General features: G+C 48.2%; 22 protein-coding genes and 5 pseudogenes. 5 read left to right on the top strand and 22 right to left on the bottom strand.

Annotation, left to right across the window (positions count from 1 at the left end):
- Position 1: 1 nt before the first annotated feature.
- From ACGCCZ_RS10305 to ACGCCZ_RS10250, 12 genes and pseudogenes are all read right to left on the bottom strand, one after another.
- On the bottom strand, positions 2 to 928 hold the full coding sequence (locus ACGCCZ_RS10305; RefSeq protein WP_411655965.1) for a dipeptidase: 927 nt from the start codon (positions 926 to 928) through the stop codon (positions 2 to 4).
- Positions 915 to 1172 (bottom strand): YraN family protein, encoded by a 258-nt coding sequence (locus tag ACGCCZ_RS10300; RefSeq protein ID WP_411655964.1) that lies wholly within the window; start codon positions 1170 to 1172, stop codon positions 915 to 917. Before ACGCCZ_RS10300 ends, ACGCCZ_RS10305 begins: the two co-directional genes overlap by 14 nt.
- Before the next feature lie 100 nt (positions 1173 to 1272).
- Entirely contained in the window at positions 1273 to 1890 is a 618-nt protein-coding gene (locus ACGCCZ_RS10295; protein WP_054323448.1) for a ribonuclease HII, read from the bottom strand.
- Positions 1891 to 1897: 7 nt separating this feature from the next.
- Entirely contained in the window at positions 1898 to 2779 is an 882-nt protein-coding gene (ylqF, locus tag ACGCCZ_RS10290) for a ribosome biogenesis GTPase YlqF (RefSeq protein WP_054323351.1), read from the bottom strand.
- Between the two features lie 23 nt (positions 2780 to 2802).
- A complete protein-coding gene (lepB, locus tag ACGCCZ_RS10285) occupies positions 2803 to 3393 on the bottom strand; it encodes a signal peptidase I (protein ID WP_242967273.1) in 591 nt (196 codons plus the stop codon).
- Positions 3394 to 3417: 24 nt separating this feature from the next.
- Complete coding sequence (gene lepB, locus ACGCCZ_RS10280; protein WP_411655963.1) at positions 3418 to 3693, bottom strand: signal peptidase I; 276 nt, start codon at positions 3691 to 3693, stop codon at positions 3418 to 3420.
- Positions 3690 to 4016: a S26 family signal peptidase gene (locus ACGCCZ_RS10275; RefSeq protein WP_411655962.1), complete on the bottom strand. Its 327-nt coding sequence runs from the start codon at positions 4014 to 4016 to the stop codon at positions 3690 to 3692. Before ACGCCZ_RS10275 ends, lepB (ACGCCZ_RS10280) begins: the two co-directional genes overlap by 4 nt.
- Positions 4017 to 4109: 93 nt before the next feature.
- On the bottom strand, positions 4110 to 4454 hold the full coding sequence (rplS, locus tag ACGCCZ_RS10270) for a 50S ribosomal protein L19 (RefSeq protein ID WP_411655961.1): 345 nt from the start codon (positions 4452 to 4454) through the stop codon (positions 4110 to 4112).
- A 265-nt stretch (positions 4455 to 4719) separates the two neighbouring features.
- Positions 4720 to 5379 carry a TIGR03936 family radical SAM-associated protein gene (locus ACGCCZ_RS10265; protein ID WP_411655960.1) on the bottom strand — a complete coding sequence of 220 codons (660 nt, stop codon included), beginning with the start codon at positions 5377 to 5379 and terminating at the stop codon, positions 4720 to 4722.
- A pseudogene (locus tag ACGCCZ_RS10260) lies at positions 5366 to 7208 on the bottom strand (TIGR03960 family B12-binding radical SAM protein). Before ACGCCZ_RS10260 ends, ACGCCZ_RS10265 begins: the two are co-directional and overlap by 14 nt.
- 577 nt (positions 7209 to 7785) lie before the next feature.
- Positions 7786 to 10338 (bottom strand): annotated as a pseudogene (locus ACGCCZ_RS10255) (cation transporter); the annotation flags it as partial.
- A gap of 83 nt (positions 10339 to 10421) precedes the next feature.
- The gene (locus ACGCCZ_RS10250; protein ID WP_411655959.1) at positions 10422 to 10757 is read right to left on the bottom strand and encodes a metal-sensing transcriptional repressor; all 336 of its coding nucleotides are present in this window, start codon (positions 10755 to 10757) and stop codon (positions 10422 to 10424) included.
- A 277-nt stretch (positions 10758 to 11034) separates the two neighbouring features.
- Here ACGCCZ_RS10250 and ACGCCZ_RS10245 point away from each other — a divergent pair, with 277 nt between their 5' ends.
- Together ACGCCZ_RS10245 and ACGCCZ_RS10240 are read left to right on the top strand one after the other, a co-directional pair.
- On the top strand, positions 11035 to 11355 hold the full coding sequence (locus ACGCCZ_RS10245) for a hypothetical protein (RefSeq protein WP_411655958.1): 321 nt from the start codon (positions 11035 to 11037) through the stop codon (positions 11353 to 11355).
- Positions 11238 to 11996 (top strand): succinylglutamate desuccinylase/aspartoacylase domain-containing protein, encoded by a 759-nt coding sequence (locus tag ACGCCZ_RS10240; protein ID WP_411655966.1) that lies wholly within the window; start codon positions 11238 to 11240, stop codon positions 11994 to 11996. Before ACGCCZ_RS10245 ends, ACGCCZ_RS10240 begins: the two co-directional genes overlap by 118 nt.
- Before the next feature lie 522 nt (positions 11997 to 12518).
- On the opposite strand, the gene ACGCCZ_RS10235 is transcribed toward ACGCCZ_RS10240, so the two are convergent.
- The 9 genes and pseudogenes from ACGCCZ_RS10235 to ACGCCZ_RS10195 form a co-directional block, all read right to left on the bottom strand.
- Positions 12519 to 14159: an FAD-dependent oxidoreductase gene (locus ACGCCZ_RS10235; protein ID WP_411655957.1), complete on the bottom strand. Its 1641-nt coding sequence runs from the start codon at positions 14157 to 14159 to the stop codon at positions 12519 to 12521.
- Positions 14160 to 14162: 3 nt separating this feature from the next.
- Positions 14163 to 14724, bottom strand: a pseudogene (ahpC, locus tag ACGCCZ_RS10230) (alkyl hydroperoxide reductase subunit C).
- A gap of 222 nt (positions 14725 to 14946) precedes the next feature.
- Positions 14947 to 15510: a site-2 protease family protein gene (locus tag ACGCCZ_RS10225; RefSeq protein WP_411655956.1), complete on the bottom strand. Its 564-nt coding sequence runs from the start codon at positions 15508 to 15510 to the stop codon at positions 14947 to 14949.
- A gap of 69 nt (positions 15511 to 15579) precedes the next feature.
- Positions 15580 to 15939 (bottom strand): hypothetical protein, encoded by a 360-nt coding sequence (locus ACGCCZ_RS10220; RefSeq protein WP_411655955.1) that lies wholly within the window; start codon positions 15937 to 15939, stop codon positions 15580 to 15582.
- A 225-nt stretch (positions 15940 to 16164) separates the two neighbouring features.
- Positions 16165 to 16440 (bottom strand): hypothetical protein, encoded by a 276-nt coding sequence (locus tag ACGCCZ_RS10215; protein ID WP_411655954.1) that lies wholly within the window; start codon positions 16438 to 16440, stop codon positions 16165 to 16167.
- A 511-nt stretch (positions 16441 to 16951) separates the two neighbouring features.
- Positions 16952 to 17140, bottom strand: a complete 189-nt coding sequence (locus tag ACGCCZ_RS10210) for a cysteine-rich KTR domain-containing protein (RefSeq protein WP_082402094.1) — start codon at positions 17138 to 17140, stop codon at positions 16952 to 16954.
- A gap of 9 nt (positions 17141 to 17149) precedes the next feature.
- Entirely contained in the window at positions 17150 to 17794 is a 645-nt protein-coding gene (locus tag ACGCCZ_RS10205) for an ABC-2 transporter permease (protein ID WP_411655953.1), read from the bottom strand.
- Positions 17791 to 18651: an ABC transporter ATP-binding protein gene (locus ACGCCZ_RS10200; protein ID WP_054323359.1), complete on the bottom strand. Its 861-nt coding sequence runs from the start codon at positions 18649 to 18651 to the stop codon at positions 17791 to 17793. The genes ACGCCZ_RS10205 and ACGCCZ_RS10200 overlap by 4 nt, the downstream gene beginning before the upstream one ends.
- Before the next feature lies 1 nt (position 18652).
- Complete coding sequence (locus tag ACGCCZ_RS10195) at positions 18653 to 19027, bottom strand: GntR family transcriptional regulator (protein ID WP_054323360.1); 375 nt, start codon at positions 19025 to 19027, stop codon at positions 18653 to 18655.
- Between the two features lie 188 nt (positions 19028 to 19215).
- Between ACGCCZ_RS10195 and ACGCCZ_RS10190 the strand changes: the two are divergent.
- From ACGCCZ_RS10190 to ACGCCZ_RS10180, 3 genes and pseudogenes are all read left to right on the top strand, one after another.
- Positions 19216 to 19584, top strand: a pseudogene (locus ACGCCZ_RS10190) (helix-turn-helix transcriptional regulator).
- Positions 19585 to 19825: 241 nt separating this feature from the next.
- Positions 19826 to 20155 (top strand): plasmid mobilization protein, encoded by a 330-nt coding sequence (locus ACGCCZ_RS10185; protein ID WP_054323454.1) that lies wholly within the window; start codon positions 19826 to 19828, stop codon positions 20153 to 20155.
- A pseudogene (locus ACGCCZ_RS10180) lies at positions 20116 to 21458 on the top strand (relaxase/mobilization nuclease domain-containing protein). The gene ACGCCZ_RS10185 and the pseudogene ACGCCZ_RS10180 overlap by 40 nt, the downstream one beginning before the upstream one ends.
- A 219-nt stretch (positions 21459 to 21677) precedes the next feature.
- Here the strand turns inward: ACGCCZ_RS10180 and ACGCCZ_RS10175 are convergent.
- Complete coding sequence (locus tag ACGCCZ_RS10175) at positions 21678 to 24779, bottom strand: ABC transporter ATP-binding protein (RefSeq protein ID WP_411655952.1); 3102 nt, start codon at positions 24777 to 24779, stop codon at positions 21678 to 21680.
- Between the last annotated feature and the right edge of the window lie 49 nt (positions 24780 to 24828).

Here is a 24828-nt window from a genome sequence, read left to right as displayed (position 1 = left end):
GTCAAAGAGAAGTGAAAAAACGGTACGCATTGTCAAAAAAGATCGCCTGAACCAAGGTTTCTGGGTAATTATGACGCAACAAACATTCTGCCAACGCTTCAACGGACTCCACACCCGTCATTCCATCCGGCAAATCCGTTCCGTCGAAATCCCCACCGATGGCTACGGTGTTTTCGCCGCCCAATGCCAAAAAGTGTTCAATATGCCGCATGACGTCCTCGATGCCCGCTTGCCAGGAATCATCCAAGAACCGGCGCACAAAGGTCACGCCAACTACACCACCCCGGTCACGGATGGTGCAGAACTGCTCATCCGTCAGGTTCCGTAAACTCCCACAAAGCTTACGGGAGTCGGAGTGCGTGGCAAGGAACGGCCCCTCGATCTGCTCGGCCACATCCCAAAAAAGAGGTTCGCTCGCATGGGAAACATCCACGGCAATGCGGTTGCGCTCCAGTTCGCGCACCACCTCGCGCCCAAACGGCGTCAATCCTTTTGGGTGAACCACCTCTGCGCCATCTCCAATCTCACAGGAAGCGTTCCAGGTAAGGGTGACCGCTTTCACACCGCACGCTTTTAACCGGGCTACACGCTCTACCTTCCCACCGAGCGCCGCTCCACCCTCTACGGTAAAAAGTGCGCCGCATTTGCCGGACGGCTGTACCTCCTGAAAATCCGATGCGCACCGGCAGATCTTCAACTTGTCGCTGTGTAGTTGTTCCTGCCGCAAAAGCTCACGGTACACCGCCTCGTAGTAGCGGTATGCCTCTTCTCCGCGCAGTTCATCGGGAATCCAAACCGCAAAGCATTGAAACCACGGATGGTAGGCCGCCCCGCGTTTCAAGCAAAGGTGCAGGTCGTTGTCCCAAAGATCCTTGCCCTGTTTCCAGCACTCTGCGATGGTATCGCAATGCAGATCAAAATAGTTCATACCCGCCTCCATCAAATGCATCTTTGAGGTATTCAATCGCCAGTCCTTCCTCTCCGACTACAACGGCAGCTACATCAAAACGCGGTTGCAAACGGGATGGATGCTCCTGTAAATAACAAAGGGCCGTTTGGATGATCCGTCTCTGCTTAGCCGGTGTCACCGCTTCCAAAGGACCGGTCCCCGCATCCTGCGCACGGGTTTTAACCTCTATAAAAACAATATACGGACCATCCACAGCAATCATGTCAATCTCGCCGTAGCGGCTGTGATAGTTCTGTTCCAGAAGCTTCCACCCTTTCCCCGCAGAAGGCCGGCGACCTGTTCTTCGCCATAGGCCCCGCGGTTCAAAAGGTCTCCCCCAAAATCTTCTTTAAAAAAGAACGCCGGTGGATAGGGCACGGACCATACTGTAAAAGGCATTCCCGGTGCAGTTTCGTTCCATATCCCTTATGCTTGGCAAATTGATATTCCGGATACAGCTTGTCCAATTCGAGCATCAAGCGGTCCCTGCTTACCTTTGCCAGGATAGAAGCGGCAGCAATGTTCGCAGAACAAGCATCCCCCTTGACAATCGTCTCCCCTGGAATGTCCAGCGGCGGCATCCGGTTGCCGTCGACCAAAACATAATCCGGACGAACCGAAAGCCCTTCGCAGGCACGGCGCATCGCCAAAAAAGTTGCCTGTAAAATATTGATCGTATCGATCTCCTGCTCGGTGGCAAACGCGATCGAGTAGCTCAATGCGGTCTTTTGGATCACATCAAAAAGCTGTTCCCGTTTCTTTTCCGTCAATTTCTTTGAGTCGTTTAGGCCTTCGATCTCTGCACCCACGGGCAAAAGAACAGCGGCAGCGAACACCGGGCCGGCCAGAGGGCCACGTCCCGCTTCGTCGATGCCGCATACCTGTACAAAGCCCCGCCGATGCGCCGCCGACTCGTATGCAAACCAGTCGATCTGTTCCATACGCACCTCATTTTCTCGCCGGGGCGGGGGCCGCCTCCAGCGTAATCCGCCCCATCTTCGCGCCACGGAATTCATCCAGCACGGCGATGGAGGCGCGTTCTGTGTCGATCTCGCCACCAGAGATCAACATACCGCGCTTTTTGCCGATCCATTCCAGAATTTCATAACCCTTCATCCCAGAAAGGTCCATATCGCCCAGCTTATACCGCTGTTTAACCGCATCCGCATACTGGTCGCGCAAGACCTCCAGCAGGCGGGAAGCAAGATGTTCGGTATCCACCACCTCGTCCTTGACCGCCCCCGTAAAGGCCAAGCGTTCACCGACCTCCTTGTCCTCGAACTTTGGCCACAACACGCCGGGGGTATCCAGGAGTTCAAACCCCTTGGCAATGGAAAACCACTGATTGGAGCGCGTAACGCCTGGGCGATCCTCCACGTTTGCCTTTCCACCCTTGGAAAGGCGGTTAATCAGGGAACTTTTCCCCACATTGGGAATCCCCACCACCATCACACGAATTTGACGGCACACCATTCCCTTGGCCTCCCAAGCCGCAATGCGCTCTTTTAGGACTTCCTTAACCAATGGAATAAAACCATTCAGACCTCGGTTGGTCTTGCAGTCGATGGCAATCGCCGGGATTCCTTGCGACTGGAAATAAGCGATCCAGCGAGCCGTCTGCACGGGATCTGCCATATCGCACTTATTCATCAAAATAACGCGCGGTTTGTTTTGAATCAGCTTATCCAAGACCGGATTCCGGCTGCTGACCGGCACGCGCGCATCGATGATCTCCGCCACTGCGTCCACCAACTTGAGGCTCTTTTCAATTTGCCGTTTGGTCCGCGTCATATGACCGGGGAACCACTGAATCGACTGTGCTTCGCTCATAAAATCCCTCCTGTCGGGCTTTCTTATAAAATCTTTCCAAAACGGCTAAAGGGAAATACAACGAGTTCCGCCTTTCCCAAAACATAGCGCTCGTCGATCATTCCCACAGAACTGTTGCGGCTGTCCTTAGAGACCGCACGATTGTCTCCCAGTACAAAGAGGTGCCCCTCTGGAACCGTCAACGGATATGTGTAGTCGGACGGCTGCGTCGTAATCCCATTCGCAATGTAGGCGCTTTCATCCAGCGCCTGTCCATCCACGTAGACCGTACCGGTCTCGAAATCGATATCGACCGTCTGATTCTCAAGGGCAATCACACGTTTGATAATGGGCTCTTGCAGCTTCGCAGTGTGGGTAATCACCACCACATCACCGGGCTGTGGACGGTAAAAATAACTGGTCAACAAAACGCGGTCGTTATCTTGTAACGTCGGCAGCATCGATGGCCCGCTCACATTGACAATACGAAATAACAGCGTGAATAGAAGCACCACTACGATCAGCGAAGAGGACAGAGCCTCCAACCACTCGTAGCAGTGCGTCACCAACCGTGTCGCCGGCGATGCAATATGGCGTGGGCCGCCAGAATATCCCAATTCCTCCCGATCATTCAACAGGGACCAGAGCTCCTTTTTTCATTATGCTACCCATCCGAACGCAGAAAACGGCTGATAGATCATCTGCACTTTTCCAATGATGCAGCGCTGGTCGATCATACCGACTTCAGAGTCACGGCTGTCCTTGGAAACAATGCGGTTATCGCCCAGCACAAACACATGCCCTTCCGGCACCGTCTGTGGAAATTCCACATCGTACTGATCCCGCGTGATTCCATTCTGAATGTACGCACTTTCGTCAAGCTGCTGGCCATCCACATAAACATAGCCGTTATCAAAGTCAATGTCTACGGTCATCTCCTTCTGTAGCAATGATACGCTTGACAATCACCTCGTCGAGCGCTGTACCAGAACCATCTACAACAACAATATCCCCCCGCCTGCGGAGCGTAACCTATACAGGATACCCACACTTTATATTGATCCATCAGCGTGGGTTCCATCGACGGCCCGGAAACTGTAATGCTGCGGATGACAAATGTAAAGAACACCATAATAAGGATCAAGGCGGGGATGATCGCCTCCATCCATTCGTAGCAACCTTTGACCGCTTTTCCCTGCAGAGGGCCCTCGTCCCCGGTGCGCTCCTCCTCTGGGAAGGATAAATTTTGCCGCTCCAAAGCCAATCACCTGCTTTCTCGACTCTTACGGGCCGCAACACGCCCGCGCGATAAGAAAAAGGGACATCATCTGTCCCTTTTCCAATCCAATGCTTATCTGATTTGTTCCTTGACCTTCGCAGCCTTGCCGACTCTGTCGCGCAGGAAATACAACTTCGCGCGGCGCACACGGCCCTTGCGAACAATCTTGATGCCCTTGACGTTGGGGGAATGCAGCGGGAGAACTCTCTCCACGCCGACGCCATAGGAAACACGGCGAACGGTAAATGTCTCGGAGATACCGGAACCCTTGCGTGCAATCACTGTGCCCTCAAAGACCTGGATTCTCTCGCGGTCACCTTCACGAATGTTTACGTCGATGCGGATGGTATCGCCCACCTCAAACTGGGGAATTTCCGCCTTCACGGAATCCTGAGCAATCAATTTCAATGCGTCCATGTTAGATCCTCCTAAATTTTTCAGACATTCATGCCACGAGAACCATGGCAGAGGACTGTCCGCTTCAATGTCACGGAATCATCCGGGCACTGAACCCCACCGAAAGAGTGCGTGCGGTTTCCAAATGCTTATATAGCATACCACAATCCGCCAAAAGGTGCAAGGATTTTTTCAATTTTCTTGCAGCCTCTCTATGTTTTTCCCATTGGATTGCAAAGCAATATGCCTCTTTTTTCTACACAGATATGAGCCCGTCCGGCTTCCCTCACTGGAACTCATGGAACTGTCCATCGTAGAGGTTGGTACGGCGGATCTGTGCATACAATTCCAACCCCAACTCCCGCTGGACTGCCTCCAGCAGCAGATGCGGATTGATATTCATTTCACTGCCCGCGGGAAGCACCGCGCGAATCTCCACCTTTCCCTCGATGGGCAGTACCTCTACGCGGTCCAAGTAGGGCCGGATATCAAAATCGACAAAGCCGCTTTTTGTATGCTTGGGGACCACAAGCGATTCGCGACGGAACAACCCGGTCACTTCCTTAGCCAATGTATCGGCGTCCCTTCCCTCGGGATCTATCAACATCACAAAGGATGCGTACGCGATCTTTCCCGGCTTCATCACCGGTTCTGTCACAGCAAGCACCGGCAAATCGTTCGGCAATGCCTCATTCAGCCGCACAACCAATTCTTCATTGGACGGGCCGTCGTCCTCCAATTTGATGTCGACGCTCTCGCGCTCGCCCGCCACGCCAAGGGACAGCGGCAGAGCAAAGGTCAAAAACGCCCGAGGATTAAAGCCCTGTGTATACCACAGTGGAATTTTAGCCCGGTGAATGGCGCGCGACATACAGCGTGTCAGGTCCAAGTGGGAGATAAACCGTGCGGTGCCGATCTTTTGAAACCAAATTCTAACGGTCCTCATAGCAGATTCCTCCCTTAAAACAGGCTGCACCGCAAGCCGAACACGCTTCGCGGCAATTCGGCGTCGTGGTATCGGCATATGCCCGCTGGCACTCTCGAATCAAAAATTCTTTGCGGATCCCATAGTCCAGATGATCCCAGGGCAACACTTCATCAAAGCCCCTGCGCCGGTTTGCATAAAAAAGCTGGATCGACCCCACAGGACTCAAAGGCTTCCAACCAGCGGGGAAGGGAGAAATAATCGTTCCAGCCGTCAAATTTGCACCCCATCCGATGCGCTTCTTCCAACACAGCGCAGAGCCGCCGGTCTCCGCGCGCAAAGACCGCCTCTAAAAAGCTGGTATCTGCGTCGTGATAGTTACAAGTGATCTTCCGCGTAGTGACCGAATGCAGCAGATGGCGCTGCTTTTCATGCAGCAGCGGGATCGGGTCCTGTGGTTCCCACTGAAAGGGTGTAAAGGGTTTCGGAACAAAAGAGGACGCGCTCAATGTCACCGACACCCCGCGCCCCTTCGGCTTGTTGGGATTGGAATAGTAGGCGTTGACCACCTTCTGCCCCAACTCCGCGATCCCCGCCACATCGTCCAACGTCTCAGTTGGCAGGCCGATCATAAAATAAAGCTTGATGGTATTCCAACCTCCGGAGAACGCCATGTTGACGGTCTTCATCAGCTCTTCCTCTTTGACATTTTTGTTGATTACATCACGCAGGCGCTGCGTACCGGCCTCTGGCGCAAAGGTAAGGCCGCTTTTACGCACGGATTTGATTTTGGTCATCAGCTCATTGGAAAAGCCATCCACACGCAACGACGGCAGGGATACGCTGGTCTTTTCATCCCGCGCCCAGCTCAAAAGCTGCTCCAAGAGCGCATCGATCTTTGTATAGTCGCTGGTACTCAGGGATGAAAGTGAGATCTCGTTGTATCCGGTATTGTCACAAAGCGTATGGCACTGCCGGTCCACAACCTCCACAGACTTCTCCCGCACCGGACGATAGATAAAACCGGCCTGACAGAACCGGCATCCTCGGATACAGCCCCGGAATACTTCCCCCACAGTCCGGTCATGGACAATTTCAATATAAGGTACGACAAATTTGTCCGGGAAATAGGAATGATCCATGTCGAGCATCAGGCGCTTTTTCACCGTGGCGGGAATCCCCGGCTCCGGTGTTATGGCAGCTATGGTGTGGTCCTCATTGTAGGCGACCGTGTACAGGGATGGCACGTACACCCCCTCGATCTGGGCTGCCGCCCGCAGGAATTCCTCTTTGGAGCGCCCTTCCTTTTTGTAAGCGCGGTACAAGTCGATCACTTCCAGATCGACTTCTTCTCCCTCGCCGAGGAAGAACAGATCGACAAAATCGGCCAATGGTTCCGGGTTGCAGGCGCAGGGCCCCCCCGCCACAACGAGCGGCGACAGCCCCTTCCGGTCCGCGCTCCGCAGCGGAATATTCGCCAAATCCAGCATGTTCAGGACATTGCTGTAACTCAATTCGTATTGGAGCGTAAACCCGAGCATATCAAAGTCGTGGATGCTGTCTCCGCTCTCTAGGGCAAAGAGCTCCATCCCGCTTTTGCGCATCTGCTCCTCCATATCCACCCAAGGGGCAAACACGCGCTCACACCAGATATACTCCCGCTCGTTGAGCAATCCATACAGAATCTTCATGCCCAGATGGGACATCCCGACCTCGTATGTATCTGGAAAGCAAAACGCAAAACGAACATCCACCGCACGCTTGTCCTTTACAACGCTGTTTAGCTCGCCGCCGGTATATCTTCCCGGCTTCTGCACCTTCATCAATAATTTTTCAAGCTCTGGATTCATTCCATTTTCTCCCGTTCTATCGCATTTACAACTATATCGCAATCTCGAATTTTTATTATACTGTACTTCTGCTTGCAATGCAATGTTTAATCCGCTGCGCACCAGCCGTATCCGCAAGGAAGTTGAGAGTTCAACCTCAATCGGCAAGAAGGGCGTTCCTCCGCCAACTGTGCGACAGGAACGCCCTTCTTGTTTGGACCTTCAAAAGATCCTCTATTCGCTCTTCCTTAGTTTAAACTGATTTTAAAGTTCATGCGGGAAAAAGTCAAGCGTTTATTTGCTTTTTTTCTGCAAAACGCGAAGTTTCCACCCGACAGCCTCTTTTCGCCCGGTAACAAAACCGGCACAAATCCCTTTCTAACGGGTCAAATCCTCGTGCTGGACGGCGGTCATATTGTACAAAAGGGAACCCATGAGGAGCTCTTCCCAGCAGTCCGGCCTATATACGGATTTCCTCCATGCTCATAAAGAGGCAATTGGATGGAAACTGGCATAAGAACCTTTTAACTTCCTGTTCTTTTTTGATTGTAAAAGGCCCCGGATATTCTTTTCTCCGGAGCCTTTTACAGCCTTCTTATTCTTTCGCGCAACTGACCGGCGTGTAACCTGCCTCCTGCACAGCGTCCATCAATACCTGATCGGATACTTCCTTCGAGAGGGAAACGGTCGCCTGTTTCTTTTCCAGGTCAACCACTGCCTCTTGTACGCCGTCCACGCCTTCCAAAGCCTTTTGCACATGCATCTGGCAATGTGCGCACATCATACCGTCTACAATCAATACTTTTTTCATCAAAATCGTTCCTTTCTGTTCTACCGGGCCCTGTTCCGCAGGAACCGGAGTTTCTTTTATCTCTGGCAAAGCCGCCAGATGTTCCGCGCTGTGCTGCTCCTTCCCCTTCTGCTTAAAGAAACGGAGCCGCAGAGCGTTGGTAACCACACAGACCGAACTCAAACTCATGGCCGCTGAGCCAATCATCGGGCTTAGACGCAGGCCGAACGCCGGGAATAAGACGCCGGCTGCAACTGGAATCCCCAAAATATTGTAAAAAAACGCCCAAAATAGGTTCATATGAATATTCCGAACCACCGCCCGGCTCAGATCAATCGCCGTGGCCACATCCTCTAAGGAATCCTTCATCAGCACTACATCGGCTGATTCAATGGCAATATCCGTTCCAGCGCCGATTGCGATGCCAATATCAGCGCGTGTCAACGCTGGAGCGTCGTTGATACCATCGCCAACCATAGCGACCTTATGCCCTTGTTCCTGCAAAGCGCGAATATTGGCCTCCTTTTCGGTGGGAAGTACGTCTGAAATGGCTTTTTCAATTCCGAGTTCCCGGCGAATCGCTTCTGCCGTCACACGATTGTCCCCGGTCAACATAACGACATGCAGCCCCATCTTTGAGAACTGCTGAATTGCAGCACGGCTGGATGCACGGATGGTATCTGCCACGGCGAAAATTCCCACGATCGTCCCGTCTCTTGCAAAAAGGAGTGGGGTTTTCCCCTCCTCTGCCAGTTTTTTCACTGCATCCCGAACTTTTTGGGCACGGACATCCGCTGCCAAGAGGTGGCTTTCTTCCATAAATGCCGTGTTTCCTGCAAGATAGGCATGCCCGCGGACCGTTGCCTTGACTCCACGTCCAGCCTGTGCTTCAAAGGTCTCTGCTTTCGGGATGGATATTCCCACTTGCTTGGCATATTCCACAATTGCCTGCGCCAAAGGATGTTCGCTACCGGTCTCGACCGCTGCTGCCTCCTCCAACAAAGTCTGTTCCGTTATATGGGAATCTATGACAACCACATCGGTGACCGACGGGTGTCCGGAGGTGATGGTTCCTGTTTTGTCCAGCACGATTGTATCCACCGCATGAAGATTTTCCAGGCTTTCCGCAGATTTAATCAAAATTCCCATCTCAGCAGCCTTTCCAGTCCCGACCATGATGGCAACCGGCGTAGCTAACCCCAATGCGCAGGGGCAGGAGATCACCAAGACAGAAATAGCATTTGATAGCGCAAATTCAAAATTCTGACCCATGAGGAGCCAGACAATGGCCGTTACTATGGCAATTCCAATCACGGTTGGCACAAATACACCACTGACCTTATCCGCCAGACGCGCAATCGGCGCCTTGGAATTCCCCGCCTCATCAACTAGGCGGATTATCTGCGATAATGTCGTGTCCTCTCCCACCTTGGACGCTTGAAAGCGAAAGGTTCCATTCTTGTTGATGGTTGCTGAGATCACCGGATCGCCGGGATTTTTCTCAACTGGAATACTCTCTCCGTGATCGCCGCTTGATCCACATAGCCGTGCCCCTCGGTCACAACCCCATCTACAGGAATCCCTTCACCCGGTCGGATGACTACGATATCTCCCGCGATGACCTGTTCCGCAGGGATCGTCTGTTCCACGCCGCCGCGGATAACCACAGCATTTTTGGGCGCAAGATCCACCAGTTTTCCAAGCGCATCCGAGGTCTTGGACTTGGATTTTGCTTCCAAATATTTTCCAACTGTCACCAAGGTTAAAATCATCGCGGCAGATTCGAAATACAGCGCATGCGCGTATTCATGTACTACTGCCATATCCCCATGACCAAAACCATAGGCCATACGGAACATGGCAAAAATACCGTAGACAAGGGACGCCCCTGAACCAATCGCTACCAAAGAATCCATATTGGGGGCTCTGTGGAACAGTGACTTCAGCCCATTCTGGAAAAAATGCCGGTTGATAAAAAGAATCGGAATGGTAATCAACAACTGTGTCAGAGCCGAAATTAGGGCATTGTCCATTCCAACAAAAATGCTGGGAACCGGCAGATACATCATCGGTCCCATCGCAATATACATCAATGGAATCAATAAAACAATCGAAGACACCAACCGGCGCTTCATGCTTTTTCGATTCTCCTCCGCCCGGTCTTTCCTGGCCTGCCATTCACTCCGGAAGCTGTTATCTTTTGCGCCTGCCTGCTCTGGCAACGCCGCACCATAACCGATCTTTTGAACAGCCGAAATGATCTCATTCGGTTCTAGCTGGGCTTCGTCGTAGATGACAGTCATCTGGTTTGCCAGCAAACTGACATTCACATCCTCGACGCCTTCCAGTTTTTGCACACACCGGGTCACGTTTGCCTGGCAAGCAGCACAGGTCATACCGGTGACGGTATATTTTTCTGTTTTCACAGGTTCTTCCTCCCTTCACTATTTCAGCTTTTTGATTAATTCCAACGCTTCATCCACCACCTGTGTATTGCCCTTGCGAATTTCTTCTACTACACAGGTTTCCAGATGATCTTGCAAAACAAGATAACCAAACGCCTGAAGAGCACTTTCAACTGCTGCAACCTGTACCAGAATATCACCGCAGTAACGGTTATCCTCTAGCATCTTTCCAATTCCATTGAGCTGCCCAATCATTCGTTTTAGACGGTTTTGCAGTTGGCGTAATTCCATATCCCCACGAGGCGTTGCTTTATAATGACAACCACATTCCATCGTTTCGTTGGGTGGTTGCAAAGAACCTTGTTGACGGTCCATGGAAATCTCCCCTTTCAAATACCCCCTACAGGTATTTTGAATTTACCTCTATTATAATACCCCCTTAGGGTATTTTCAAGCCCTTTTTGAAGATTTTTCTTTCATTTGGATTCGCACCATCCTTCCTGTTAAAACGAACTAAGCTCTCATACGCATCCTTTTGCGAAAAAGATCGATCCGCATAGGAATTCAATCTCTTGCGTTTTCCACCAAAATCCGCTATGCTATCCTTTGGTTAGCAAAAACAAACTCAATTGCAAAAGCGCGTTAGTTCTTTATGTTCCTGTGTGCTGGAAAGGAAACCACTATGGATTTTTCTCTCAACTGTTCCCCTGGGGAACAGAAACATTTTTTGATTCCTGTCCCCGACGCGGATGCTATCGAAGCGGTGATTGTACAGGGGGCTTTCCCCGGAAAAACGCTTGTCGTTACAGCTGGGGTCCACGGCTGTGAATACGTCGGCATTCAAGCTGTACAGAAATCCTTCAAGAACTCCGGCCCCAGGAACTTTTCGGCCGCGTTCTGCTCGTTCCCCTTGTTAACGCAGCGGGATTTTATGCCGGAACAGACTTGGTTCCCGCAGACAGAAACAATCTGAACCGCTGTTTTCCGGGTTCTGCTCAGGGGGGCGTCACCCAGCGAATGGCTTATGCTTTGGAACAGGTTCTCTATAAGGAAGCGGACTTTCTACTCGATCTGCACGGCGGTGGAAGTGGTGAGTCTATGACTCCTCTGGTGTTCTTTCCGGTTGGAGCCGGCAAAAAAATAGAAAGAGAGGCCCGCCGTGCTGCTTCCTGTCTTTCGCTGTCTTATCGGGTTCCATCTGTTGCCAAAAACGGCCTCTACAGCTACGCGGCGCAGCTACAGATTCCTTCCCTCTTGGTGGAACGCGGCGGCGGGGGAACCTGGCATTCGGATGAAGTGGCGGCTTGTAAACAGAACATCTATGAGCTTATGGGGTTCCTGGGAATAGGTCCTGCCTCTCCGATAACCTCCCCCTCCGTCGAACTGGAACAGGTGCGTTATGAAGAAGCGCCGGAAGATGGATTTTGGTATTGTTACAAAACGCCTGATTCTCCATGCCGCCGCGGAGAGCTGCTGGGAAAATTGGTAGACCGGTATGGTAAAACCATCGACTACCGCGCAAACTTTGATGGCGTTGTCCTATATTTTACCCATTCCCTTGGGGTCCAAAAGGGTGGCGCATTGATCGCCTATGGAAAACCATACCATGTATAATCGATTCCTTTCCCCAGACAAAGGCAGTTGCTCTTGGGTTTACGACAAAAAAGCCAAATGACCCATCAAAATATCATCATTTTCTGTTGTCCTCCTGCACAGCAGAGCGAGAAGGATTCGAAATCTTTCTACTGACCTATATTTTCTATAAAAAGTTTTCCCGATTTCTAATTATCTTTTCGAATCTTCGCAATGGCCGGAACTGCTTGGAATATCAAGCAGTTCCGGCATTTTGCGTTTCGGAAGACACCCCGCATAACCCGGCATTTCAGAGCCTCACTTGGCGTTCAAAAGTAGCAAAAAACGTAGCAGAAGTGGTGTACTGTTAAGCCGCCCGTTTGTCCAAGCAGCCTTCGCAGAAGCGAATGCCACACGGGCGTAAAATCTACATATTTCTCGCTTCTATGGCCGCACCTTTTTTCAACAAGGGTCATGAAAAACGGATTGGAGGCTAAAAGGGCTGCCCAACCCCAGATTTACGGGGCCAGGCGGCACTATGCAAAAGTCCATTGACCATATAGATTATTTCTCTTGTAGGAGCTCCAATAACTGGCGGATATTTTTCTTTCCAAACGACACCTGCGTGTCATTAACAACCAGGCAAGGCACACTCATCACCTGATAACGGTCCTTTAACTCCGAAAAATGGTTAAGGTCATATACTTCAGCGGTCACCTGAGGGTGTAAAGAGGCGATTCTTTGAGCCGCAGTGACCAGTTCTGGACACATTGTGCAGGAAAGGGAGACCAAAACTTTCATAGAAACCGGTTGAGAGATTGCTTGGATTTCTTCCTTGGTCTCCGGATTTAGCGCCTGTCCTGGACCAGCAGCATTGTACAATCCCAAAACAAACGAGGTAAACTCATGGCCTCCAGGCACTCCATGGAATGCCAATCCAGTTTCTGTTCCATCCGCTTTGCAGACACGGACACAGGGGCGCTCTTGCGCAGTATCCGCCTGCCGGTCTGTTTCCACAGAAAGCTTGTCCGTCAACGCTGCCATGGCCGTCATATATTGCTCCAGTTCTTTTGAAACTGGACGCTCATCCAGATAGAGTTTCAAGAGCAGCGGTTGGGCCATCTTTGAAAACACAGCATCCAACTGTACTCGAATCTCTTCAGAAAACAGGCCTTCGTCCTTTGCAGGTCCTTTTTTCTCCGGCTCTGCCTTCGAAACTCTTGTCACCGGAGGAACTGGATGCAGGTCCGTCTTTCGCTGCATTGCTGCCACATACTTTTCCAACTCCGTTGCGGCAAGAGCTCCATCACCTACTGCAGTGACAACTTGACGCAGGCTTTTGATGCATACATCTCCCGCCGCATAGAGGCCATCCACATTGGTCTTTTGTTGTGAATCGGTGACCACATATCCCTGCTCATTCAGTTCGGCTATCCCCTTAACCAGACTTGTGGAGGGTTCGTACCCGGCGAATACAAATACGCCAAAGGTCTCCCCTTCCGGGGACCGGTACTCTGTTACCTCTCCCGTTTTGGAATTACGATAGCGAAGAATCCGCAGAGAGGCGTCTCCGGATACTGATTCCACCTGTGTGTTTGTCAGGACCGTAATTTTTTCATTGCTTCTCGCCGCATCTGCCGTCGCTTTGGCGCAGGTAAAATCTTCCTCACGGATCAGGATTGTGACATGCCGCGCATATTTCGTAAGAAAAACGCTCTCTTCAGCAGCGGCAAATCCGCCCCCCACTACAAAGACTTCTTTTCCCGTGAAAAATTCTCCGTCACACGTCGCGCAGTAAGCCACACCATGCCCGCGGAATTCCTCTTCACCCGCAAACCCAACCATGCGGGGATGTGCGCCAGTGGCCAAGAGAACTCCAAAACACTTCTGTGCTCCGCGGCTTGTCTGGACGGTTTTGACATCGCCATCCAATTCCAAACGCTCTACCTCAGCCAATAAAAACTCTGCTCCAAAGCTTTGCGCTTGCTTACGCATCGTCTCTGTGAGCTCTGTTCCACTGGTGCGTGCCACGCCGGGGTAATTGACCACCTCGGAAGTGATGGTAATCTGTCCACCAAAACGTTCCTTTTCAATCACCAACACACGGTATCGGGCGCGGGCCAAATACAGAGCGGCCGTCAATCCAGCAGGACCGCCGCCAATGACAACAACGTCATACAGATTGTCTATATTCATCTCTGCCATAATTTACAGTTGCCCTACCAAATCCAGGCTCGGCTTGAGCGTTTCTGCACCAGGTTGCCACTTTGCCGGACAAACCTCGTCTCCATGTTCCGCGACAAACTGACTCGCCTGTACGCGGCGGAACAGCTCGTCCGCATTACGGCCAACATTGCCCGCAATCACTTCATACGCTACAACCTTTCCCTCTGGATTTACAATAAAGCTACCGCGTTCTGCAACGCCATCTGCATCAATATATACTTCAAAATCCTTTGCCAAAGCATGCGTCGGATCGGCCAACATAGGATACTGAATCTTCTTGATACGGTCAGAGGCATCGTGCCAAGCCTTGTGTACAAAATGAGTATCACAGGAGACCGAGTATATTTCACAGCCCACAGCTTTAAACTCCTCATATTTGTTCGCCAAATCTTCCAGTTCCGTAGGGCAAACAAAGGTAAAATCTGCAGGATAGAAGAAAAAGACGCTCCACTTCCCGAGAATATCTTGTTTTGTCACCGTATGAAATGCATTATTTTGGTACGCTTGCACCGAAAGTCGTGACTTCCTTTTGGATCATGGACATATAAAAGCCTCCTTTATGATTTATTGTTTTAGAGTTAGCAATCGCTAACCTTATAGAACATTATACGTATTTTTGGAATATTTGTCAAGATCTATACCGCGATATATAAACCTATACACAAAAATTTTCTACTAGAGCGTATAGCGGGTTGATCGTTCTGTTACAGCCTGTGGACAGCAACTGCGTTATTCATTGCAGCGCCATCCACAGGATAACACAAAATCATCGTAAATTACTTAAGCCGCAAAAACGGTGCTTCTTAAGTAAAAGCAACAGCATCAGATAACATCCCACCAGTAACAGCGAGAAATTATAACGCGAACGAAGCAGCAACAGGAATCCAGCCACCGCTAGCGGAAGTAATGTACAGATCGAAATAACCGTCACCAGACGTTCAGCAGTTTCCTCCTGCAACCGCAAGCAGAGTATGGCGTGTAATGCTTGCCCTCCATCGAGTGGGTCCACTGGCATAAGATTCATGGAGCCGATCAAAAGATTGGCCGCCGCAAATTTCCCTGTACCAGCACCTGCCAACAAGCATCCTCCCAAAGTCATCAGATTGGCACAGGGTCCAGCGAGGTCTACGGCTGCCTCTCTTAAATAACCGCGTGGTTCTCCCTGGCGTACAATTTCTGCCCCAAAAGGAGTCAGTCGGATTGCCTTAGGTGGACACCTGACTGCTAACAGGACAGCCAGGTGTCCACCCTCGTGCAGAGCTGCAGCTACAATTCCTGGAATAGCCATTCCGTTGGTATCCAACAATAGAAAAAAAGCAAGCACCGCCACAAAAAGAAAGCTAATTGTTACGCGACATCCTCCAATTGAAAAGGTCATGTACTCTCCGTTTCGGAGACCTCATTGCTCTCCACTTCCGATGATTCCGGTGCAGAGGATGCCTTCGGCATAAATTCCAACACCTTGGTTCGGAATTGATTCCGCCTGCTCCTCTGCTACAATCGAATTGTTAATATTTTTAACATACCAATCTCGCACATTGGTATATAGTTCCCCACCAAATACCTTCAGTACCAATGCCGCCACAACTAATCCTCCACATACAGACACTTGTACAACGGTCAATAGCCAAGAACTGGCACGTTTCGCTTTTTTCTTCGGTGATTCTTCCAAGGAATCGTATAGCCCTCGCTCTTCCGATGTCTGTCCAACATCGTGTAGATCCCTTTGATATTCTTCATCATAATAAAATTCATCCATTCTCCCATCCCCCTGTTTTTGATTGCCTGTACACTTATATGCGGACAGGGATCAAAAAAGAACATAGGCCATTTATCCCCCTGTTTACGCGTTAATCTTCTGCATAATAGGTACTCCTCCAACACGTTGAGATATATCAAGATGATCGCTCTAGCCCCTAATACTCCTAATACTATAGAATGATCCGTCTGCTTGGACGGGACAAATAGTAAAAACTCCACTATCTTAAAAGGAAAGTTTTATTTTCTGTGATTTATTAGCAATCTTGTTGTCGATATGTAGATCGTAGCCGTGCGACGAGGACACAATGCTGTCGCTGGGGTAACGATCCACGACGCAGAGCTTGTCCAGTTCCGCCTGGGACAAGTCGCTAAAGAAGGCTTCACGCTCTCTTTGGCGTTTCATGTTCCGCAGGTAGGCCCTGGCCTCGTTTCGCAATACCTTCTTGCAAAAAGCATCGAACCGGCATTGCTCGCCATAGTCGCGGGGGTTAGATTCCATCAGTTTCACCCCTTTTCTATGGGAGGATCAGGTAGTTCTCTCCCTTTCCGCTACTACCAATCCTGCGAGAGCGTGTTCTGCCCGCTAAACGCCTCCTTTTGAAGAAAATTTGGGAAAAGCAACGGCCAGCTATCCCGACCGCAGGAAACGACAAAAAGCGCCCGGCAGGTCACAGACCCACCGGGCGCAATAGTAAATTGTTTACATGGTATAGTTCATACTCATGGCCGAACATCTCCGCCGACTGGAACGGGCTTTTTTTGAGCGGTTAGTCCTTGTCAGATCAGGCGGGGATAGTATCCGGCGCAGCATAGCGGCATCCTCCTTCTATGCCGCCGTGGAAGCTGTCAGGACAAAGAAAAAACGGCGGCTCGAATCGAAGCGCCGTGAAGAAAGTGCTTTTGCGCGCAGAAAACCGACTGCCCCGTGGCGGTTTTTTCTTTTCTGCCGCCGGACAGATCATGGAGAATATAAAAACAGAGCCGATAACTTACGAGGTTTTACCTCAGCGTTATCGGCTCTGCGTCTTAGCGTCTGGCTCTTTAATAACTGAAATATTTTGTTGTCGTACACTGATTAGCGTTTCCTGTTTACATTTCGGACAATACAGCGGAAACCGTTCAAGCACCGTGTCATATCGAATACGCAGTCGTGTTTTACTGCCGCACACGGGACACATAATCCATTGAGTTTCACCCATGCCAAACCCTCAAAACAGATCAATACTTGAAAAGATTTTCTTGGATACAAACATCGAGAAAAGCCAAAGTGCGCCCCCGATCATCCAGAGCACGATATACATTGCACCAGGAACGGCAGAGAACGATTGGGTAACTGTGGCCGGTACTACGACAGAATTAGCCACGCTCATAAGTACAGGACCAGCAACAACCAGCAGCATCGCTAACAGTTTTGTTTTTTCATATCCGAATTGGTATTGAATGGGAAGAAATATGCCCATACAAATAACCTGAATCCAAAAAACAACGACAACAGACCGCACGAAATCGACAGCAGACAGCTGGGGAATAACTTGCATTTCGATCCGGAATACCACACAGCAATAAAGGTAAATTAAAAAGTAGAGCAGATACTTTTCCTCTACAAGTTTTTCTCTGTTATAAGGGGTGGCACAAAGCAGCGCCGTTGCTTTAGGGTACATATTTTCCTTTTCGGAAACCGCAAGATTGAACGCAACAGAAGAGATAAAGACAGCTCCCGGAAGTGCAAACACTTCAAGCATTTGAGGTTGTTTCCAGACCAAGAGCACCGGCAGGCCCACCCCAATGAGAATAACCGCAGCCACATAGTTCTTTGCAATAATGCAATCCTTCTTCAACAGTTGTAAAATCATGCGGGTTCACCCTCCTTCATGTGAGAAAGCATGATGTCCTCGACCGTCACTCGTTCAAATACAGCATCCGGGAATATCCTCCTTGCTTCTTCCACTTGGTTGGTAACTCCCGTAAAACCGTATTTCGTTTGCTCCACTTTCAAGAACAGCTTTTCGGTTTCGGCGGGCAACAGGCCCTTTCCTTTTACGAGCCGATGGGTTTCCAACAGCATATCTTTATCTTCTTCGAACAGAATTTTGCCGTTGTCGATCATCACCAGCATATCCGCAGCTTTATCCAAATCAGAAGTGTTGTGCGTGGAATAGAATACAGCCTTTCCGCCCTGATCCATGAATTCTTTCAAGATTTCAATGAATTGCTTTCTCACCAGAGGGTCAAGGCCACTTGTGGGTTCGTCCATAATCAGCAGCTCTGCATGGTGGGACAGCGCCAATGCCAATGAGAACTTCATTTTCATGCCACGAGAGAGAGAAGAAATGGTCTGATCGGGCCTAAGAGAAAAAGCATCTAAGTAATGCGTATATGCCCCGTTGTCCCAATGGGAGTAGGAAGAAGCAATCAAGTTCTTCATCTGGGTCAAGGTTAATTCATCATAGAAGAATCCCTCATCAAAGACGACTCCAATAGAATCTTTGAAAGATTTTTCTGTTTTCGATATGTCTTTACCCTTAAATTTTATGGTGCCAGCCTCATGTGAGATTAGGTGAAGAATGGAGCGTATGGTAGTAGTTTTTCCAGCGCCGTTTGCACCGATAAAACCTGTGATACAATCTTCATAAATTGAAAAGGACACTCCATTCAACTGAAAACCGGGATATGTCTTTTTAAGACCTTCCACCTCTAAAAGCGGCTGCATATTAGACCTCCTCATACAAAATATCCATCATCATGTTCAGTTCTTCTTTTGTGATTTTAAGTGATTTCGCTGTTTGAATCATATCCTGCATCTTCTGTTCCACGAGTCGGCGTTTGGAATCCCGCAACAACTCAAGATTGCTTGTTGATATGAAGGTTCCTATACCAACTTGGCTGGTTACAAATCCCTCTTGCTCCAGTTCTTCGTAAACCCGTCGTATTGTTAGAACGCTTACAGACAGGTCATTCGCAAAGGTGCGGATGGACGGAAGAGGATCACCTTCCACCAATTCCTCTTTCAAAATAGCATCTTTAATCTGATCTTTGATTTGCTGGTATAGGGGGGTATCAGAAGTATTTGAGATTACGATCTTCACAGGACTATCACCTCCTGTTCTTATGTGCTGTTCTATAATACACACTATACACTATCATCACAATAAAGTCAATGCCTCGCCTGCTTCTCTTGCGGCCAAAATAACGAATTATAAAATGTAGAATTATAGCATATAGCAACATTCCACGGACAAAATATGAACTATACAATGTAAGTGGGTGATGCAATATGGCGAATATCAAAGATTGCCCTGGTTTTGAAACTTTCGGTGCCGATGTAAAAGCTGCACGGAGCGCAAAGCATCTATCGCGCAGGACATTGGCGGAGATCGTCAACATCGACTCCCGGTAGCTCGCAAATATCGAGAACGAGGGTACGATCCCCAGCTTGCCGGTTATCATACAGCTTATCAAAGTATGTGGACTTCCCGTAGAACGGTACTTCAATCCAGAGGTCATGCGGGAGGGAAGTGCACAGCGGCAGCGTATCAGCCACAAACTGAAACTCTGTCCGGAGCAGTATTTGACCGCCATCGAGGGTGCGCTTGACGGGGCGCTGAAAACTAAAGAATCAGCGGATGAAACGGAGGGTGCGTAAAGCATCCTCCGTTTTCGTTTTTAGGGCAGCTATGCTGCCCTTTTCTTTTTGAAAATCCGGGATTTTGTGGGCGGATGAAGGTGTTTCCGGCATTGTATTTACGGGGGAAGGAGCGTAGAGCAAGCACAGCAAGTGTGGCCATACTTGCGAATTTTGACTTTTGGGCGCCCCTTGCCCCTAAACACAAAATTGCTTGTTGGGATGCTCCCAAACCCTTATACAGAAAGGACGGTGCCGCCCTATGGCAAATCGCAAACGCTCCATCATCCTGCGCTGTCCGGTGACGGCAGAAGAACGAAGCCTGATTGAACAGAAGATGGTCCAGCTCCAGACAAAGCGGATCAGTGCCTACCTACGGAAGATGGCGATTGACGGATATATCATCTATGTGGACACCAGGGACATCAAGGAGATGAACAAACTCCTGTCCGCCATTGGCCGGAACATCAATCAGATCGCCAAGCGGGTCAACGCCAGAGGCCCCACCTATCAGGCCGACATGGAGGAAATCCGGGAAAGGCTGGATCAGATATGGCAGTTACAAAGACGCATCCTATTAAGTCAACGCTGAAAGCGGCCATTGACTATATCTGCAACCCTGACAAGACGGACGGGAAGCTGCTGGTGTCCTCTTTTGGCTGCGCCGCCGAAACCGCCGACATTGAGTTTAGCTGGACGCGCCGCCATGCCATCGACAAGGGCACGCACCTGGGCCGCCATGTGATACAAGCCTTTGAGCCTGGGGAGGTGTCGCCAGAGAAAGCCCATGAGATTGGGATACAACTGGCAAAAGAAATATTGGGTGGCAAGTACGAGTTTGTACTTACCACCCATATTGATAAGGGGCATATTCATAACCGTCTGATTTTCAATGCGGTCAGTTTTACCGACCACAAACACTACCATTCCAACAAGCGCAGCTACCACGAGATACGCCGGGCCAGTGACCGGCTGTGTCGAGAACACGGCCTGTCCGTCATCGTCCTAGGCCGGGACAAGGGCAAGAGCTACATTGAGCATCAGGCCGCACAGAACGGTACCAGCTACAAGGCAAAGCTGAAAGCCGCCATCAACCGGCTGATCCCCGTGTCCTCCAGCCTGGATGATTTGCTTGCCCGGTTACAGCGGGAAGGATATGAAATCAAGCGGGGAAAGTATGTCTCCGCCAGGGCGCCAGATCAGGAGCGGTTTACCCGGCTCAAAACTCTGGGCGCCGATTACACGGAAGAAGCCGTTGCCTCTCGCATCGCCGGAGGCCCCAGGCCATCCAGACAGCCCGGCAGCGCAACGGGAAGATTAGCCTGCTCATTGACATTCAGAACAATATCAAGGCCCGGCAGAGCGCCGGATACCAGCGGTGGACGACCATTGAGAATCTGAAACGGGCGGCCGCCACTATGAATTTTCTCACCGAACACGGCATCGGCAGCTATGAGGAATTGGTGGAACGATGCGACGCCGTTTCCACCGCCTCCATCCGTACCAGGGAAAGCCTGCGGGATACGGAACAACGGATTGCCGACCTTGCCCTCCTGGGAAAGCAGATCGACACCTACCGAAAGCTGAAGCCCGTCTATGATCGCTATAAGACCTCAAGGGACAAGGAAAAATTCCTGCGTGGGTTTGAGAGTGAGATCATCTTGTTCGAGGCAGCAGCCAGGGAGATCAAGAAGGCCGGGCTCACTAAACTTCCTTCCTCCGAAAAGCTGAAAGCGGAACTGGACGGACTCTCTGCCCGCAAGACTGCCTTGCAAGCGGAACTTCGGAAGATACAGCGGGAGGAAAGTGAGTATGATAAACTCCGAAAAAATATAAATATGTTGTGCAATGAGAATCAAATTAGAAAAGCGGAAAAAGAATTCGAACGAGAATAAAATCGAAAAGCTGGCACACTTTTTCAGAGATAAATCTAGGGGTAGTGTAGTTCCGTAGACATATATTATGGACATAACGAGAAGTTTCACGGCTAAATAATATATCGCATTTCTGCATCCCCTTCTTTTCTATAGAATATCATAATATTTCGTTTTTGGAGAACTGACAACTATCTTACCACATAGGGGTATGAACAATTTGACATTGCGTGCATGTAATCAGGAACCTACTGTTTGAATATAGGATATCAATTCATTGTATTTTTCATCATCAAATGAATCACCATGATAAACAGTAGAGCACAGTTTTTTCGCCACTGATAATATATCTGCACTTGCATTTGTTTCTATGTATTTTATCATTACATCAATTCGCTTTTTTATTTCATTGAGGTTTTCGGAAAGATATTGCTTGTCTTCTTCGTCAACAAGAAGCTCCCGATTTTTCGAATACATCCACAATTCTTCACCCATATCAGCTATACAACTAAGCCCGATATTTGTTGGTTGTTTTTCTTGAAGTATGTACTCTCCATCGAAACATTTTACTAGTTCTTGAGTCACCTCGACAGGATATGGCGAAGCTAAAGGATCCATTTTTTCTTCGAGACCTAAGTTTATGGCATTGTAGAGATATTGAAATGCCTTTTTGGGAAACTTGATTGCATTCGGAATAACTTCACCAGTATCGTTTATCATCAATAAAAGCAAATAATCATAAGGAGATTTCGCAAATGGAATAGCGGTAATTAAGAAATCGTTTATCATCTCCTCATCTGTTGGATCAAAATTTTTTAGCAATATTGGATAGCACGCAAATATATTGTCATGATATGCGCTTATAGGTAGAACGGCATCGTATGATACCATTAAATCTGTCATAGCACTATTCACTTTCTCTACTTCTGCTTTTCGGGATGATGAAAACCAACTTTTAACTTGATATTTATTATAATTGGCATCAGGTATATGAGATAAATAGTATTCACAACACATATAAGTCTCAAAAATGACTTTTTCTTCATGGGCACATAGTTCTATATGTTTACTTTGAAGGTCGCTATCCAGTGTAATATCATTAAAAAATTTCTGAACATTATATAGTGCCACTAATGCTGTTTTTAAATTATAAATTGCCAGGCGCTTCGCATTTTCCTCTTTTTTAATAAAACCAATTAATTGGTTTGCAAAATTTTGAATCCCATCAAAGTAATTCCATTTTGCTTTATTAAACAATGTCGGTAATTCCGGTTCCTTTTCAAACGGGCGGTGCTCTCTAGGATATGACAAATGTGCGACCATTATACTGTTATAGCGATTATGTAAGGTGTCAAATAGACTAGCAGTATCACCAAGTTTCCGTTTACCCAATAATTTGTGTAAACATGCGGAACTCGCAGCCATTAAATCACACGCATATTTACGAACATCAAGCCAATGATCAATCCATGCATATACTGTGTCAAACTCATAATTGCTTTCTATAGTTCTTAACCATAGACCATTAAACTCTTGATGGAACGTTATAATTATGTTTCTTTTTGGCATTTCTTTATGTGTATCATTTGGAATTTGATAGCTTGCCAATAAATCGATTTGCGGTTTGATTGCGTCTGAACAATACGTTTCAAAGATGGGAAGGGCACGACATATATCGGTCAGCCTCGTAACACTTTCATTATTGCCTTTTGTAAGATCGCTTGCTCTAAGTAAATACTCGACCTTTATTTCTTTATTATCGTCACTTACTTGAATCTTGTGAGAGTTGGTTTTATGTTTGAGATAGCTAATGATTCTCGGAAAATTGTTTTTAACAAACTTGCTGTATTCTTTTTCATTTCCACAAAAAGATGAATACATTAATGATGATACAGTTTTAATAGAGTGGTTTTCGGCCTGGGTCCAAAGATCATTCAGAGAAATTTTTGATGATAAATTCATTGAGGGATCAATATTGTAAAGCCAATCCACAATAACTGCATATGATTCAAAATCTCTGATGTGTGTAAAATCAATTTCCTTTAATTTAAAATATAGGGCAGAGCACAAGCAATAGATGTCAGTTTTTGAAGCTCTAAATTTCGGAATCGAATCACATAGTTTAATCATGTGCTGGATATTAGTATTATCCGGCATCATTTCGGACATTTTTTCAAGTGTATTCAGTTCATGTTCATAGTCTTTAAATTTTGTAAAGGGGCAAAGATCTGTTGCTACAAGCATTAATCCGCCGTGCTCATATGCGTCATCAAATAATGCCTTGTGAGTTTGAAAATACTGCATTACACTTCCCGAAAAAGCACCTCGAATTGCTTGAACGAAGCGTGATAAATCTGGTCCATACAGCCACATATCAACAATGTTAGCGTAAAATCTATCCTTGTCTAAATCGAACTCCGGATAGTGAGAAAACAAAACTGATATGTCTGAAACAGATGCAATCTTTGCGATAGAAAGAGCTGTTTCATCGAGAGAAATATATTCATGCAATCGATTAATAATATGCTGCGAGCGTACAGGATGCAATCCCTCGATATAGTCACCCTCCGAGCTAATATGTACTAGAAATTCATCAGCTAAGCTTTTAAGTATTTCACCAATATCCGAGTCTGTTTTAGATGTTATGCTGCTAATTAGAGACTTGGTTTCAAGTTTAATACCGCAAATATCAGCAAAGCAAACTTTTCTTAAAATTTCAAGTTTCGTGCCTCCTGCCGATGAGTTGCCAATCTGTTTCATTTGCGCAGAGATTCGTTCAGCAATCATTTCACCGTGAGTCAAAAGATATACATATTCAATGAGAAGGCGGCGATCTCCGATCTTTGACCACGCTTTTTCCCAATCTGCAATATCTTCATGAAGCTTTTTCTCTTTTTTGAGAGTATTATATATGTCCTCGGCCTCTTTTTCGCTTAGAATAGGCTTAATAACTTGCAAATGACGAAGAGTGCTTATGTCACCGCCATAATTGTACCAGTCATTTTCACGAGAAGTAACGAGGAGTTTATAATGGTAGGTGACGCTTGTTTGCATGAGTTGAGCTAACAAATTCCACTCGCTTAAATGGGCATCAAGATTATCAAGTAAAATAAGTGGCTTTTCACCTATTCGTGTACGCATACGAAAATACTCAACGATATGCCCTAACTCCGCATCTTCGTTACACCTTGTAATTTGATATGGTGTGTATTCTCCAGTTAACAAGGACATTGCCCTCAACGCAAGCGTGGTTTTACCTTGACCGCTAGATGTTTTTATAATAGTGATTGTATTTTTTGCGATAGAATCAATAATTTCATTTTCGACAACTGGGCGCATCACCGGTAGATTGTTTGCAATATCTGAAGGGGTGGCTTTTTTACCTTCATAG

It is taken from the genome of Anaeromassilibacillus sp. SJQ-1, from assembly GCF_046693725.1.
GTDB lineage: Bacteria > Bacillota > Clostridia > Oscillospirales > Acutalibacteraceae > Anaeromassilibacillus.
The sequence above is the reverse complement of the archived record's forward strand: the minus strand, read 5'-3'. Positions and strand labels throughout refer to the sequence as shown.